Origin of the sequence: Desulfuribacillus stibiiarsenatis, assembly GCF_001742305.1 — a bacterium.
GTDB classification, from domain to species: Bacteria; Bacillota; Bacilli; order Desulfuribacillales; family Desulfuribacillaceae; genus Desulfuribacillus_A; species Desulfuribacillus_A stibiiarsenatis.
Window position 1 is genome coordinate 1 of sequence record NZ_MJAT01000003.1, and the last position, 15,315, is coordinate 15,315.

The following is a 15,315-nucleotide window of genomic DNA, read 5'->3' on the forward strand; positions in this document are numbered from 1 at the left end:
CTCCGGTTTCCCGGGGTTATCCCAGTCTTACAGCCAGGTTACCCACGTGTTACTCACCCGTCCGCCGCTAATGTTCAGAAGAGCAAGCTCTTCATCACATCCGCTCGACTTGCATGTATTAGGCACGCCGCCAGCGTTCGTCCTGAGCCAGGATCAAACTCTCCAATAAAAGTTCAATTCTGATGTCAGAAGTCACTGACTTGTGAATAGTTTGTCTGTTCTATCAACATAGCAGGTTTCCTGTCCTGCGCAGTCTGCATTCTTTCGAATGCGAGAATTGACGTTGTTATGATTGCACTATACAGTTTTCAAGGAACTTTTTGATGGATTGTTTTTGCTTCAACCCACGCTTGTTTGTTTCGTTTGTGTCATCGCCTTGTTTTTAGCGACTTTTATATCATATCACAGCCAGTTTGTTGTGTCAACATGTTTTTTGAATTCTTTTTTAATGCTAACTCCATTTCGACTATGATATGTTTGAAACTAAAAAATAAATGCCGCTATCGGAGCGACATTTATCATAGTATCACGTTTCGTACACCAAGCGCAACAAGAAATATTTTACAACTCTATAGATAAATGAGTGATATGGACGTCTGACCTTCTACTTAAGTCAATAAAGTTATTCTCAACTTTAACTAGTGGTTTTAAAGGGGCCGAATTATTGATGAGAATAATCTCTCCAACCATTTCATTCGATAGTATAACCGTTTTTCCAATGCAGTAGTCCATTAATCCACTGACAAATTTCGTTACTACGTTAGGATCTAGTTTACCAAAAGCATCTTCGCTGATTTGTTTCAGAACATGGTATATGTTATCTGCTTCTTTATATTCCCGATTCGATGTCATTGCGTGAAAGATATCGGCTACGGCAACTATTTTACTATACGGATGAGTTTCAAAACCTTTTCTTCCATAAGGATATCCTTTTCCGTCTTCTCTTTCATGATGCTCAAGAGCTGCCAATACTACACCCTGGTTAATTCCTGTTACTTTCTCAAGAATTTCATAACTATATATAGGATGCTTTTTGATTTCATTATATTGATCATGATTTAATGGGCCTTTTTTCATTAGTATATCATTTGAAATCTTAGCTTTTCCTATATCATGTAATGTTCCAGCGAGACCAATCTGCATTAATTCATTGTCTTTATAGTTTAAAAAACGAGCAATCACAGTAGAAATAATCCCAACACCAATCGAGTGTTTATAAGTGTATTCACCAGCTGCTCGTAGCTGATTCATGACGAGTGATATCTTGGGTTGTTCACAAACCTGTTCGAGTAGCGGTTTAATTGCTGTTCGAATTTCAAGCAATGGTACCTTCTTCGTATATTCTACTTGAAGCATAATGTTTTTGATAACACTAACAGCTTGGTTATAATTCTTCTCCATTTCGATTTGAAGTGGGTTCTTAACTGTTGCTGTTGTGCTTGGAATTTTATCGCTGGCCTTCTTCTCAGGTACTTTCAATGGGGTCTGAGATTTCTTTTCCTCTATAACCTTCACTGTCTCTATAGTAAAAGCTTGTAATAACTCTTTATGATAATCCTCAGTACGAGAACCTTTATATAATATCACTCCGCCCATTGGACTTGTTACATTTTCGGCTAACTGCAACCCAGGTTTGAGCTGGTCAACTTTTATATCCACTTTAATTTCTGACAAAAAACTCACCCCAATCCTGATGGCGTATATTACTTACTCAAATTGATTCATGTATCCTTTAACATTATAATCTTAATTTATTAATATATATTATATTATAAGATGCTAAAAATCTATATATTGGACATCTAATTTTATCCATTTTTAGATTAGTTATATTCTAATTTACTAAATCTGTACGACTAAAAAACATCAGAATTCGTCAATTGTTTTTATAAAACTCTTAAGGAACAGTAGAAAACTTGGTATTGATCAGCCCCTGGCGAAGAAAAAACAGGCTACCAAAATGATGAAAAACTCATCTTATAATAGCCTGCTCATGATTTTGCTTATTTGTTTCATTTTATTTTTACTTAATTAATCTTATTCTTCATCCAATTCAACATCTTCTGTGGCAATAATTTTAGCAAATGTTGACACCTTATCATTATCTCCCACACGGATAATACGAACACCTTGTGTTCTTCTACCTAATTGAGAAATGCCTTTTACATCTTGTCGGATAACGATACCGCTTTGTGTAATTACCATGACTTCTTGTTGGTCATTCACTATTTTAAGTCCCACAACAGGACCGTTCTTATCTGTAACATTAATCGTACCAATACCCTTACCTCCACGAGTCTGTGGACGGTACTCATCTTCTTTGGTACGTTTACCATATCCGTTTTCAGTTATTACGATGACATCTTCATTCTCGACAACCACATCGATATCAACGACCACATCATCCTTAGCCAAGGATATTCCTCGAACTCCAGAAGCTGTTCGGCCCATTTGACGGACTTCTTTCTCTTGGAAACGAATTGCTTTTCCTTTTTTCGACCCAATAATGATTTCGCGGGATCCATCTGTCATAAAGACGCCAATTAATTCATCTTCTGGACGAAGCGTAATGGCAATTAAGCCACCCTTACGGATGTTTTGGAAGTCTGTAAGCTCTGTCTTCTTCACTTGGCCTTTCTTGGTTGCCATGAATAGATAGCTATCTGACTTGAAACATCTTACAGGAATCATCGCATTAATCATTTCACCAGGTTCGATTTGAAGTAAGTTAACAATTGCTGTTCCCTTAGCTGTACGACTACCTTCTGGAATTTCATAGGCCTTTAGACGATAAACCTTACCACGGTTGGTAAAGAATAATACATAATCGTGGGTACTCATCATAAATAAGTGTTGTAAGAAGTCTGACTCTTTCGTGCCTAAGGCAGATACACCTTTACCACCACGTTTTTGGCTCTTATAGGTGCTTACTGGAATACGTTTTACATACCCATAATGAGTTAATGTAATAACGACATCTTCCTCCGGAATTAGGTCTTCTATATCAATTTCATCAGAATTCTGAGTAATGATAGATCTTCGCTTATCGTTAAATTGGTCTTTAATCTCTAATAACTCTTTTTTAATAATCGCTAAGATTTTAGCTTCATCAGCTAATATAGCTTCCAATTCTTCTATTAACTTTAATAATTCCGCATATTCTTCTTCGATTTTTTCGCGTTCTAAGCCTGTAAGCTTTTGTAAACGCATATCTAAGATCGCTTTTGCTTGTTCCTCAGAAAGATGGAACGTTTCCATTAACCCGATTCTAGCATTTTCTACTGTATCGGAAGCACGGATCAGTTTAATCACTGCATCTAGGTGATCTAATGCAATGCGTAAGCCCTCTAAGATATGAGCTCGAGCTTTCGCTTTTCTAAGATCAAACTCTGATCTACGACGAATAATTTCTTTTTGATGCTCAATATAATAATGAATAATTTGCTTAAGATTCAATACTTTTGGTTCGCCGTCAACAAGTGCCAGCATATTCACACCAAAAGATGATTGTAATTGCGTCTGCTTGTATAAGTTGTTTAAAACAACGCTACCATTTGCATCTCTGCGCAATTCTATTACAATACGCATTCCCTCACGGTCAGATTCGTCGCGAAGGTCCGTAATGCCATCGATTTTCTTATCTCTAACGAGTTCTGCTATTTTCTCTATCAGCCTAGCTTTATTCACCTGATATGGAATTTCCGTAACAATGATACGCTGCTTGCCATGGTTCATATCTTCAAAATGCGCTTTTGCACGCATGATGACAGAACCTCGACCAGTACGATAAGACGAGCGTATACCTTCTTGTCCTAAAATTTCTCCACCCGTTGGAAAATCTGGACCCTTTACATATTCCATTAGTTCGTCGATTGTAATGTCATTGTCTTCTATGTAAGCGACACAACCATCAATTACCTCTCCAAGTTGGTGAGGAGGAATGTTCGTTGCCATACCAACTGCTATACCTGAAGCTCCATTGACTAATATGTTCGGGAAACGGGATGGTAATACCAGTGGTTCTTTGAGCGTATCATCATAGTTCGAACCGTAGTTTACCGTTTCTTTCTGAATGTCCCTTAATAATTCAACTGCGATCTTCGACATTCTCGATTCTGTATAACGCATCGCTGCTGCTGCATCACCATCGACAGAACCGAAGTTACCGTGACCATCAACAAGCATATAGCGATAAGAGAAATCCTGCGCCATACGGACCATCGTGTCATAAACAGCTTGGTCACCGTGTGGATGGTACTTACCGATAACGTCCCCTACAAGTCTAGCTGACTTTTTGTAAGGTTTATCTGGTGTCATACCTAATTCATTCATAGCGTATAGAATTCTACGATGAACTGGTTTTAAGCCGTCACGAACGTCTGGTAGTGCACGACTTACAATTACGCTCATCGCATAATCCATAAAAGAATTACGCATCTCATCACTTATATTAATCGGAAGTACCTTCGAACTTTGTTCTTCCATCTATCTAACCCCTCATTTCTCTGTAGAAAACTTAAACCTATACATCTAAGTTACGCACATATTTCGCGTGTTCCTGAATAAAATCACGTCGTGGGTCTACTTTATCACCCATCAATGTCGTAAATATTTCGTCTGCTTCAATCGCATCATCTAAACTTACTTGTAGCAACGTTCTACTTTCTGGGTCCATAGTAGTTTCCCAAAGCTGCGTTGGATTCATTTCTCCAAGACCCTTATAACGTTGAAGTGTTATTCCTTGATTTCCTAGCTCTTTCGATACTTCCTGCATTTCTTTATCACTGTAAGCATAACGTATCACTCTACCTTTTTTCACTTGATATAATGGCGGTTGAGCAATATATACATAACCTTTCTCTATCAGCTCTGGCATGTAGCGATAGAAGAACGTAAGAAGTAATATACGGATATGTGCACCGTCTACGTCGGCATCTGTCATGATAATTAGTTTATGATAACGTGATTTCTCAATATTAAAGTCATCACCAATACTTGTCCCAAGGGCAGTAATAATATCTCGAATTTCATTATTGGATAATATCTTGTCGAGTCTTGCTTTCTCAACGTTAATGATTTTCCCCCTTAGAGGCAGAATTGCTTGGAAGTTACGATCTCTTCCTTGCTTTGCTGAACCACCCGCTGAATCACCTTCCACCAGATATAATTCGCTGATTGTTGCATCTTTCGTTGAACAATCCGCTAACTTACCAGGCAGTGCACTAAATTCTAATGCATTCTTACGTCGCGTTAATTCTCTAGCTTTTCTAGCTGCTTCACGAGCACGACTAGCAGTAATCGATTTTTCAATAATTTTCTTGGCTGTGCTTGGGTTCTCTTCAAGGAATTCCATATACTTTTCTGAGAAGAAGGAATCAACAACCCCACGAACTTCACTATTCCCTAGTTTGGTTTTTGTTTGTCCTTCGTATTGAGGATCTGGAATTTTCACACTGATAATTGCTGTAATTCCTTCGCGAACATCATCACCCGTAAGGTTTGCATCGTTATCCTTCAGTTGATTATTCTTTCTAGCATAATCGTTAATTACACGAGTCAAAGCGCTTTTAAATCCTGCTTCGTGAGTACCGCCTTCGTGTGTGTGTATATTGTTGGCATACGAAAAAATATTACTAGTATAGCCATCGTTATACTGTAACGACACCTCACAAATAATATCATCTTTCTCTCCTTGAACATAGAAAGGAGGTTCATGGATAGGAGTTTTATTTTTATTTAAATACTCAACGAACGTAATAATACCGCCATCATATTTAAAAATATCTTGTTTTTCTGTACGTTCATCCGTAATGGCTAATTTGATACCACCGTTAAGAAACGCCATGTCGCGAAGTCTAGCAATGATTGTATCGTAATTAAATTCTTGCGTTTCCGTAAAAATAGTAGCATCCGGCTTAAAGGTAATCTGTGTACCCGTACGATCGGTTTCTCCTAATTCCTTTAACTCGGTTTCTGGTACTCCACGATGATATGTTTGTGTATATTTCTTACCATCACGGCATATTTCTACGATTAACCAATCAGATAAGGCGTTTACTACGGACGCACCTACTCCGTGCAATCCTCCTGAAACCTTGTATCCTTTACCATCGAACTTTCCGCCAGCATGAAGTACTGTAAGTACAACTTCAACCGTAGGAATTTGAAGTTTCGGATGTAATCCCACTGGAATCCCACGGCCATTATCTGAAACTGTAACACTATTATCTTGATGCACAGTAATATCAACGGTATCACAATGTCCTGCTAATGCTTCATCAATACTATTATCTAGTACTTCCCATAATAGATGATGAAGACCTCTCTCACTTGTCGATCCTATGTACATACCTGGTCTTTTTCTTACTGCTTCAAGACCTTCCAAGACTTGAATCTGGGTTTCATCATACACATTTTGATTCACGTTCATAGATTATCTCCTTCTATCCTAACTTTCTATTATTACACAACATATAGTTCTAAATTAATATACGAATGCCGATTTTTCCTCTACTCATTGTACTATAGTTTCTAGTAATTACAAATCCACTACAAATTTCCTACGTAATGCGATCGTTTTTTCAATGTAAGGGATGATATAGGGGAGTAATAAACATTCTTTGATGTGACAACGTAAGATTTCGTTTCACCTTCATCGATTGTGACGACAAAACCTTCTTCATCAGCCACATGTAAAAATTCTTTCATACTTTCAGCAGAATCTTTCATTTTCACATCAATGATAGCTATGACATCTTTAATAGGCACTAAAACATTGGCACCTAAGTGAATAAACATAAATTCACCCCTTAATTTTAACTTTTTTTCACTAGATTTCCACCATGTATAAAAAAGAAATCCGCTCTTTTCATAATTTCATGTTCGATACCTATTATATCAGTTGTTGTAACAAAAGTTTGAATATCTTGCCCAATACTATCTAATAATTGTTTTTGTCGGTGTTGATCTAACTCTGACAATACATCATCAAGTAGTAAGATTGGGTAATCCCCAGTTGATGATTGAATATATTGGAGTTCAGCAAGTTTTAATGATAAAGCCGTCGTCCTTTGTTGCCCCTGTGAACCATAAATTTTTGCGTCAATTTCATTGATTGAAAAATCAAGTTCATCACGATGAGGACCACAATTGGTAGTTCCTGTGGCCATATCCCGATCTCTATATTTTATTAGTTTTTCCTGAAAATCGTCAGCTAAACAATTAGCTGAATATGTTAATCGCAGCTTCTCTTGGCCATTGGTAATTCGATCATGAATGTCTTCTGCCAACTCTTGAATTTTATTTACAAATTGTTGGCGAGCTTTAATTACTTCTTTCCCGTACTCAATTAACTGTAAATCCCAAAGCTCAAGGGTTGGTAGAAGCGATGGCTTTTTGTATATATCTTTTAAAAGTTGATTCCGCTGCTGTAAGACTTTTTGGTAATGAGCTAAATCACTAACATATTTAGGCTTTAACTGTCCCAATGCGCGATCAATGAATCTTCTTCTCTGCTGTGGTGATCCCTTTATCAATTGTAAATCTTCTGGTGCGAATAATACAACTTTCACTTGTCCTAAATATTTGCTGATTTTCTTTTGTTCTAAGCGATTGATTAGTACTTTTTTCCCTAATGGATGAATTTGAACCTCTAATTCCGTCGGTCGATCATACAGGATCAGTTCACTCTGAATACGTGCATGCTCGCAGCCCCAATAAATTAATTCCCGGTCTTTATTGGTTCTGTGTGATTTCGTAAACGCGAGCAAATAAATCGACTCTAGAATATTGGTCTTTCCTTGGGCATTATCCCCAACAAAAAAGTGAATTTGTCCATCGAAGGAGATATCTAACTTCTGATAGTTACGATAAAACTCTAACCTCAGTCGTTGGAGGCGCATATGACGAACTCACCAATTCCTTGAATATCGATTGTATCATTGTTATATAATTTTTTTCCACGCTGAGAATTTAACTCACCATTCACACGGATCACCGCTTCCGATAAGAAAAATTTAACTTCTCCACCTGACGAAACAATGTCCTCTTTTTTCAATAGTTGCCCTAATGTAATATATTCGTCTTTAATCTTTACCTGTTTTTGTTCCATTATTTTTCACCTTTATCTTTTAGTAGATGCGAATCGGTAGTACTAAATATAAGTATTTGTCAAAATCCTTCGGCTTAATAATAAATGGGCTCATAGATCCAGTAAATTGGACTAAAATATTTTCTTCATCAATAATTCTTAAAGAATCTAATACATATTTCGTATTAAAAGCAATCAGTAACTCTTCACCCTCTACGTGGTTTGGTTGAATCGATTCATTGACCTTACCGATATCTGGTGAATTGGAGCTTATCATTATCAAATCTTGTTTTATGTTAAATTTCACTTCATTGTTTTTATTTTCGCGAGCTACCAAGCTTACTCTTTCCAAGGAATCTAACATTTCTCTTTTATTAATATCTAATGTCGTTTTCGCTTGTTGTTGGATAATACGGGTTACATCAGGATATTGGCCATCAATTAAACGGGAATAGAATAAAATGTTATCCATTTTCATTAACAGCTGATTATTTGCTATTACGATTTCGACTAATGTATCGCTATCTTCAAGAATCTTACTTAACTCTAATAAGCTTTTTCCTGGCACGATTATATTTTGGAATGAGTACTCAGAGTCTGCCTCTACAACTGCTTCCCTCATAGCAAGGCGATGACTATCCGTTGCAATAAATGTGAGAACTCCACTTTCTAAACTCCATTTTACACCAGTAAGTACGGGACGCGTTTCTTCATTGGCAACAGCAAAAACTGTTTGACGTATCATACTCTTTAATAGGTCACTAGGAACACTAAACACTCGATCTTCAATAATTGTAGGTAGCTTTGGGAATTCCTCACTATCTAAACCATGTAAGCTAAACTCCGATTGTCCACTTTTAATCGTAATTAAGAATTGATTGCTAACTTCGATTTCTAATAAATCATGGGATAGCTTTCGAATAATCTCGTTAAAATATTTAGCCTTTAAACAAATCGAACCTTCTTGTTCAACGGTAAAGTTCTGCACTTGGTTCTTTTCTTTAGGAATTGTGTATTCTACACCAATCTCAAGATTTGTTCCTGTAATGCGAATATAATCGTTTGTGACTTGCAATTTTAAGTTTTCCAAAATAGGAATAGTGCTTTTCGAAGCAACTGCTTTTACAACGTCTTGAACAGCTTGTATTAATGATTCTCTAACTATGGAAAATTTCATGGCATAATACCTCCGACTATATCATATATATATATTTTAAAATCGTATTAGTAGTAATAAGGGCAGTGGATATGTTGATAACTCTCACCGAATGGATGGAGCAAGCCTATACACAATTTAATAACATGTGCATAGGCTTCTGAATGAAAAAAACGTTATCCACAGGTGGATAATTATTTTAGTTTTAAGCAGATAGCTTCTATCTTTTTCTGAAGGTCTGTATCCTTAGCCAGCTGGGTTGATATTTTTTCATGGGCATGGATAACAGTCGTATGATCACGTCCACCGAATTCCAATCCGATTTTTGGTAAAGAACAGTCCGTTAGTTCACGACATAAGTACATTGCGATTTGTCTAGGAAATGCAACAGATTTTGTCCTCTTTTTAGCTTTAAAATCACTCATTGGCATTTGATAAAAATTCGCGACTATTTCTTGAATCCTTGGAATTGTAATCATTCTTGGAATCTCTTCATTGATAATATCTTTTAAAGCTGCAGCAGCTAGATCTAAGTTGACATCTTGATTCATTAAAGAGGAATAAGCAACGACTCGGATTAAGGCACCCTCTAACTCACGAATATTGGTGTCAATCTTATTCGCAATATAGACAAGCACGTCGTTATCGACATCTAAATTCTCAGCACGTGCTTTCTTACGTAATATTGCAATTCTTGTTTCTAAATCAGGGGCTTGAATATCTGTAATCAGTCCCCATTCAAATCTTGAGCGAAGGCGATCCTCTAATGTCGGAATTTCCTTAGGTGGCCGGTCACTGCTGATAACAATTTGCTTACCTTCCTCGTGAAGGGAATTAAATGTATGGAAAAACTCTTCTTGAGTTTGTTCTTTTCCTGCTAAAAACTGAATATCATCAATCAATAAAATATCGATATTGCGATATTTGTTACGGAAATCAACAGTTTTATTGTCACGGATGGAATTAATAAATTCATTCGTAAATTTTTCCGAGGATAGATAGAGAACTTTTAATTTTGGGTTATGCTCTAGCACGAAGTTCCCAATCGAATGCATGAGATGGGTCTTTCCAAGTCCTACCCCACCATAGATAAACAAAGGATTATATGCTTTAGCAGGAGCTTCTGCTACTGCTAACGAAGCTGCATGGGCAAATCGGTTCCCAGCACCGATTACGAAAGTCTCAAAGTTATAACGATCGTTTAATTTAAAATTAGAATCTTCAATTGCAGCTGGTGGTTTAGAAACTATAATCGGTTGTTGAGCTGGTTCAAATTGATCTATTTCATTCTTTGGTATGACAAATATTACATTCAGCTCTTTATTTAATAATTGGTACAAAGCATCCTTAATAATTAAAAAATAATGTTTTTCTAACCAGCTTCTAGCAAAATCATTTGGTACTCCAACAGTAATAGTGTCCTGTTCGAAAGTGATTACAGCCGTGGATTTTAACCAAGTTTCAAAACTAGGCTTACTAACACGTTTTTGCACAATCGAGAGTGTTTTGTTCCAGAGGTCTGCATACTGCTCAGACATGAGAAAACCTCCTTATAAGCGAAATAGTATGACATGATGATAAAAGTTAAAGAATTGAGAAATATAAATAAAGTGAAAAAAAGTTTCGCACATATAAACGTGGATAAAAATTAGGGGATAATCACGTAACAGGCATGAAAAACCGAGAAATTTGGAGAAAAAAAATACAGTTATCAACATATGTTGACAAGATGTACTAACAATCCACAAAGTATTATCCACAAGGTTATACACATGCTGTGGATAAAAATATAGCTAGAAAATTATCCACATACAAAACAATTAATAATATATCAAATAAATGGCCTAATCGCAATGGGTTTTCTCAGACTTATCCACAAATCAAGACCTAGTGGATAAAAGTTATTCACAGTACTATATTTTGTATACAACCTGTTAAAAACTATGTGGATATTTGACGAAATGAAAAAATCGTTATCCACAATCAATTTTCCTTGACATTTGCATGAATTTTTCTTATAATTTTCAAGAATGTCTTTATTAAACGTAAATCATATTGTGTAAGCGTCAATGACCAATGTCATTTTGGTGTAAACAAGTTTTAAGGAGGTGCCGCAAGATGAAACGCACATTTCAACCGAACAATCGTAAGCGCAAGAAGGTTCATGGATTCCGTAAGCGCATGAGTACAAGCAATGGCCGTAGGGTTATAGCAAATCGTCGTAGAAAAGGCAGAAAAGTATTATCAGCATAAGGCCACAATCATGTGGTCCTTTTTTTATATGTTTTTATGTATAAAGAGGAAGAAAGATATGGTGTTGCGAATACCAAGTTTTCTTTGCACTATCTGAGCTATTAAATTTAAGGTAGATAGTATAAGCGCAACTAAGGTATTCGAATTGCCCAAAAAGGCATTGCGAATACCAAGTTTTCTTTAAAATAGTTGTTTAATTACAGTAAAACTTTGCTATAATGGTGAGTGTAATAGAATCGGGGTGTCAATTTGCATAGAAAGCATCGTCTCTCAAAAAATGAAGACTATATTAAGGTGTATAAAAAGGGAAAATCCCTGGCTAACCGATTTTTTGTTTTCTACATATTCGATCGAAAAGATGCACAACCATTTCGATTAGGGATTTCTGTTAGTAAGAAGGTAGGAAATGCTGTCATACGTAACCAGGTCAAGAGGTACGTCAAAGCTGTAATCGAGAATTATATAGAGGCTATGCCTGTGGGCAAAGACTTTGTGCTCATTGCAAGAAACCCTGCGAACAAGATTAACTATCATGAGACAAAGGATGCAATTGGACATTTATTAAAGAAAAGTAAAGTAGTAGACAAGTTATAAAAAGAAATGAATATAAATATATGGGAGCGTTTCTATGAAACGTATGGCACTTGTACTAATCTATTTATATCAGAATGTCATTTCACCGTTGAAGGGGCCATCATGTAGATTTTATCCGAGCTGCTCCGAATACAGTAGACAGAGCTATATTAAGTTTGGTTTTATAAAAGGTACATACCTAACACTACGTAGGGTTGCGCGTTGTCATCCTTGGAATCCAGGAGGTTTTGATCCTGTCCCATAGGATGTAATGATAGATTTGGTACAATTACGAGGAGGAAGAGTTTTGTCACAAAGACGTTTTTCAAGCAAAGCAGCACTATTATTACTTTTAGTTTTCGTATCATCTATTTTCATGACAGGCTGTACAGTTGAACAGATGCAGCAAACAGAGTTAGATCGTAGTGGAATTTGGGGATCATTTGTAGGAATCTTATCTGATTTAATGGACTACGTAGGGGAAACATTAGGAAGTTACGGGGTTGCAATCCTTGTAGTAACCATTATCATTCGTTTCATTACTCTCCCATTCATGATTAAGCAAATGAAGAGTATGAAAGCAATGCAAAGGCTACAACCGGAAATGACAAAACTTAAGGAAAAATATAAAGATAATCAGCAAAAGCTTAATGAAGAGACTATGAAGCTTTTCCAAAAGCATAATGTAAATCCATTAGCAGGTTGTTTGCCACTGATTATTCAAATGCCGATACTGATCGCTTTTTATCAATCGATTATGTACAATGTTCATATTCGTGAAGCGAGCTTTTTATTCTTCGAGCTAGGGCAAAAGGATCCGACTTACATTTTGCCAATATTAGCAGCACTGACTACTTATTTACAACAAAAGACTATGACGATTAGTCAAGATAACCCACAAGCAAAGGCGTTATTATACTTAATGCCAGCTATGATTTTATTCATCAGTGCAACTCTACCATCTGCATTAGGATTGTATTGGGTGTATAGTAACATATTCTCAATTGCTCAGAATTATTTCATGTATCGTGATACTGGCGTAAAGCAGGAGGCAGCGAAATGAGAAAATTAGTAGAGAGCGCGAAGACAATCGATGAAGCGATTGCATTAGGTTTATCGAAATTGGGGCTTCAAAAAGAGGAAGTAGAAATTAATATCATAACTGAGCCAACCAAAGGTTTTCTTGGATTTGGTTCGAAAAATGCAGAAGTAGAAATTATCGTAAAAGATAATCCAATTGCACAAGGGAAAAAAGTGCTATCAGAGATTTTTGGAGCGATGGACTTAAATGTACAGATTGAAGATTATAAAGAAGATGACCAAATTGTTTTTAACATTGTAGGCGATAATTTAGGAGTATTAATTGGCAGAAGAGGACAAACTCTTGACGCATTACAATATCTCCTGAATCTATCTGTTAATAAAAGTAAAGATTCAAATACACGATTCTTACTAGATGCAGAATCCTATCGTGAGAGAAGAAAAAAGACTCTTGAAAGTTTAGCTCAAAAGCTCGCGAATAAAGTTCGCAAATATAAAAAAGATGTTGTCCTTGAGCCTATGGCGCCATATGAGCGCAAGATTATTCACACGTATCTGCAGAATGAGAAAGGCATTTATACAAGAAGTCAGGGGCAAGAGCCGTTCCGTAAAATTGTGATTAGTGCCAAAAAACATACAGAAGTATAATGAGAAATACTTAGTAAGATGTAAAACCACAACAAATAGTTGTGGTTTTATCTTTTTTTATGGATAGAACTGGTGTAATATAAAGTTTTAAGGGAAATATGAAAATAATGAATTCTCGTTATTTCGTTATTATAGAAGGAAGTGTGTAAAATGAACCAGGATACAATTGCAGCGATTGCTACTGCTATTGGAGAAGGCGGTATCGGTATAATCCGCGTAAGTGGTATAGATGCTATTCACATTGTGGATAAGATTTTTAAAGGAAAAGTTTCTTTATCCACAGTGGAAACTCATACGATACATTATGGTAAAATAACGAACCAAGATAATCAGATGATCGATGAAGTATTAGTTTCTGTTTTTAAAGCACCAAGAACTTATACATCAGAAGATGTGGTAGAAATCAATTGTCACGGCGGAGTTTTACCTGTAACTAAAGTATTAGAGCGTACGATTGAAGCAGGAGCACGCTTAGCAGAGCCAGGCGAATTCACAAAAAGAGCATTTCTCAATGGCCGTATCGATCTAAGTCAAGCAGAGGCTATCATAGATGTCATCCGCTCTAAAACGGATCTGTCATTAAAGGCTGCAATGTCACAGGTTCAAGGAAAGCTTTCGAATGATATCGCGAATTTACGCAATAAAATGATTGAACTTATGGCTCATATAGAGGTTACGATAGATTATCCAGAACATGATGTAGAAGAGGTTACAAAAGATCGTGTAGTAAATACATCAAAAGAGGTAGTAGTAGAAATCGACAAGCTTCTAGAAAACTCAGAACAAGGAAAGATTATTAGAGATGGGATATCAGCAGTGATTGTAGGAAGACCAAATGTAGGAAAGTCATCACTACTTAATGCCATACTTCGAGAAAATCGTGCCATCGTTACAGATATCCCTGGCACAACTAGGGATATCCTAGAAGAGTACATAAATGTAAAAGGTATTCCCGTTCGAATTATAGATACGGCAGGCATTCGAGAGACAGAAGATGTTGTTGAGAAGATTGGCGTAGAACGTTCTAGAAAAGCAATGGAAGACGCAGATTTAACACTATTAATCTTAAATGCATTTGAAGAGCTTCATGAATATGATATAGAGCTTTTAAAGGCGATTGAGGAAAAGCACGCAATTATTGTATTGAATAAAACAGATTTACCGCAAAAAATTTCTAAAGATAGTATTAATAGCTATCTAAAGAATCAACCGATTGTTTCGCTGTCTGCAAAAGAGGAAGAAGGAATCGAGGATTTGTATTCGGAAATTGAGCGCATATTTTTAAGTGGACAAATTCGCCAATCAGATTTTTCTTTTGTAACGAACACAAGGCATATTGCATTATTAAAAAGTGCAAGAGCGTCGGTGCTTGACGTATTACAAGGGATTGAACAGGATATGCCTATGGATATTTTAGCGATTGACTTAAAGACTGCTTGGGATACCTTAGGCGAAGTGGTAGGAGAGACTGTAAGCGAGGGATTGATTGATCAACTATTCTCGCAATTCTGTTTAGGGAAGTAGTACGAGCTATATAGCGTATATATGTAAGGAC

14 protein-coding genes and 1 rRNA gene are annotated in these 15,315 nt (G+C 36.4%); 6 read left to right on the plus strand and 9 right to left on the minus strand.

The features are described from left to right. The 9 genes from BHU72_RS02515 to dnaA all read right to left on the minus strand — a co-directional run. Positions 1 to 169 (minus strand): 16S ribosomal RNA (locus BHU72_RS02515); the annotation flags it as partial. A 392-nt stretch (positions 170 to 561) separates the two neighbouring features. Then, entirely contained in the window at positions 562 to 1,674 is a 1,113-nt protein-coding gene (locus BHU72_RS02520) for an HD-GYP domain-containing protein (RefSeq protein WP_069701064.1), read from the minus strand. A gap of 363 nt (positions 1,675 to 2,037) precedes the next feature. Then, complete coding sequence (gene gyrA, locus BHU72_RS02525; RefSeq protein WP_069701065.1) at positions 2,038 to 4,485, minus strand: DNA gyrase subunit A; 2,448 nt, start codon at positions 4,483 to 4,485, stop codon at positions 2,038 to 2,040. 37 nt (positions 4,486 to 4,522) lie between these two features. Beyond that, positions 4,523 to 6,430, minus strand: a complete 1,908-nt coding sequence (gene gyrB, locus BHU72_RS02530; protein WP_069701066.1) for a DNA topoisomerase (ATP-hydrolyzing) subunit B — start codon at positions 6,428 to 6,430, stop codon at positions 4,523 to 4,525. A gap of 119 nt (positions 6,431 to 6,549) precedes the next feature. After that, a complete protein-coding gene (gene remB / locus BHU72_RS02535) occupies positions 6,550 to 6,798 on the minus strand; it encodes an extracellular matrix regulator RemB (RefSeq protein ID WP_069701067.1) in 249 nt (82 codons plus the stop codon). Between the two features lie 17 nt (positions 6,799 to 6,815). Then, positions 6,816 to 7,901, minus strand: coding sequence for a DNA replication/repair protein RecF (recF, locus tag BHU72_RS02540; protein WP_069701068.1), 1,086 nt, complete (start codon positions 7,899 to 7,901; stop codon positions 6,816 to 6,818). After that, positions 7,883 to 8,110 carry a S4 domain-containing protein YaaA gene (yaaA, locus tag BHU72_RS02545; RefSeq protein ID WP_069701069.1) on the minus strand — a complete coding sequence of 76 codons (228 nt, stop codon included), beginning with the start codon at positions 8,108 to 8,110 and terminating at the stop codon, positions 7,883 to 7,885. The genes recF and yaaA overlap by 19 nt, the downstream gene beginning before the upstream one ends. A 19-nt stretch (positions 8,111 to 8,129) precedes the next feature. Next, positions 8,130 to 9,266, minus strand: a complete 1,137-nt coding sequence (dnaN, locus tag BHU72_RS02550; RefSeq protein WP_069701070.1) for a DNA polymerase III subunit beta — start codon at positions 9,264 to 9,266, stop codon at positions 8,130 to 8,132. 173 nt (positions 9,267 to 9,439) lie between these two features. Continuing rightward, positions 9,440 to 10,783 carry a chromosomal replication initiator protein DnaA gene (gene dnaA / locus BHU72_RS02555; protein ID WP_069701071.1) on the minus strand — a complete coding sequence of 448 codons (1,344 nt, stop codon included), beginning with the start codon at positions 10,781 to 10,783 and terminating at the stop codon, positions 9,440 to 9,442. A gap of 580 nt (positions 10,784 to 11,363) precedes the next feature. Here dnaA and rpmH point away from each other — a divergent pair. The 6 genes from rpmH (at position 11,364) to mnmE (ending at position 15,284) form a co-directional block, all read left to right on the plus strand. Further along, the gene (gene rpmH, locus BHU72_RS02560; protein WP_069701072.1) at positions 11,364 to 11,498 is read left to right on the plus strand and encodes a 50S ribosomal protein L34; all 135 of its coding nucleotides are present in this window, start codon (positions 11,364 to 11,366) and stop codon (positions 11,496 to 11,498) included. A 249-nt stretch (positions 11,499 to 11,747) separates the two neighbouring features. Continuing rightward, positions 11,748 to 12,092: a ribonuclease P protein component gene (gene rnpA / locus BHU72_RS02565; protein ID WP_069701073.1), complete on the plus strand. Its 345-nt coding sequence runs from the start codon at positions 11,748 to 11,750 to the stop codon at positions 12,090 to 12,092. A gap of 34 nt (positions 12,093 to 12,126) precedes the next feature. Beyond that, complete coding sequence (yidD, locus tag BHU72_RS15330; RefSeq protein ID WP_083248214.1) at positions 12,127 to 12,336, plus strand: membrane protein insertion efficiency factor YidD; 210 nt, start codon at positions 12,127 to 12,129, stop codon at positions 12,334 to 12,336. Positions 12,337 to 12,342: 6 nt separating this feature from the next. Continuing rightward, on the plus strand, positions 12,343 to 13,134 hold the full coding sequence (locus tag BHU72_RS02570) for a YidC/Oxa1 family membrane protein insertase (RefSeq protein ID WP_069701074.1): 792 nt from the start codon (positions 12,343 to 12,345) through the stop codon (positions 13,132 to 13,134). Continuing rightward, on the plus strand, positions 13,131 to 13,760 hold the full coding sequence (gene jag, locus BHU72_RS02575; RefSeq protein ID WP_069701075.1) for an RNA-binding cell elongation regulator Jag/EloR: 630 nt from the start codon (positions 13,131 to 13,133) through the stop codon (positions 13,758 to 13,760). Before BHU72_RS02570 ends, jag begins: the two co-directional genes overlap by 4 nt. Positions 13,761 to 13,910: 150 nt before the next feature. After that, entirely contained in the window at positions 13,911 to 15,284 is a 1,374-nt protein-coding gene (gene mnmE, locus BHU72_RS02580) for a tRNA uridine-5-carboxymethylaminomethyl(34) synthesis GTPase MnmE (RefSeq protein ID WP_069701076.1), read from the plus strand. The last annotated feature ends 31 nt before the right edge of the window (positions 15,285 to 15,315 follow it).

Coding starts and splice junctions, on each gene's coding strand:
- BHU72_RS02570 (WP_069701074.1), top strand. CDS start 12,343: ATGATAGATTTGGTACAATTACGAGGAGGAAGAGTTTTGTCACAAAGA.
- gyrA (WP_069701065.1), bottom strand. CDS start 4,485: ATGGAAGAACAAAGTTCGAAGGTACTTCCGATTAATATAAGTGATGAG.
- rpmH (WP_069701072.1), top strand. CDS start 11,364: ATGAAACGCACATTTCAACCGAACAATCGTAAGCGCAAGAAGGTTCAT.
- dnaA (WP_069701071.1), bottom strand. CDS start 10,783: ATGTCTGAGCAGTATGCAGACCTCTGGAACAAAACACTCTCGATTGTG.
- recF (WP_069701068.1), bottom strand. CDS start 7,901: ATGCGCCTCCAACGACTGAGGTTAGAGTTTTATCGTAACTATCAGAAG.
- mnmE (WP_069701076.1), top strand. CDS start 13,911: ATGAACCAGGATACAATTGCAGCGATTGCTACTGCTATTGGAGAAGGC.
- jag (WP_069701075.1), top strand. CDS start 13,131: ATGAGAAAATTAGTAGAGAGCGCGAAGACAATCGATGAAGCGATTGCA.
- gyrB (WP_069701066.1), bottom strand. CDS start 6,430: ATGAACGTGAATCAAAATGTGTATGATGAAACCCAGATTCAAGTCTTG.
- dnaN (WP_069701070.1), bottom strand. CDS start 9,266: ATGAAATTTTCCATAGTTAGAGAATCATTAATACAAGCTGTTCAAGAC.
- yaaA (WP_069701069.1), bottom strand. CDS start 8,110: ATGGAACAAAAACAGGTAAAGATTAAAGACGAATATATTACATTAGGG.
- remB (WP_069701067.1), bottom strand. CDS start 6,798: ATGTTTATTCACTTAGGTGCCAATGTTTTAGTGCCTATTAAAGATGTC.
- yidD (WP_083248214.1), top strand. CDS start 12,127: ATGAAACGTATGGCACTTGTACTAATCTATTTATATCAGAATGTCATT.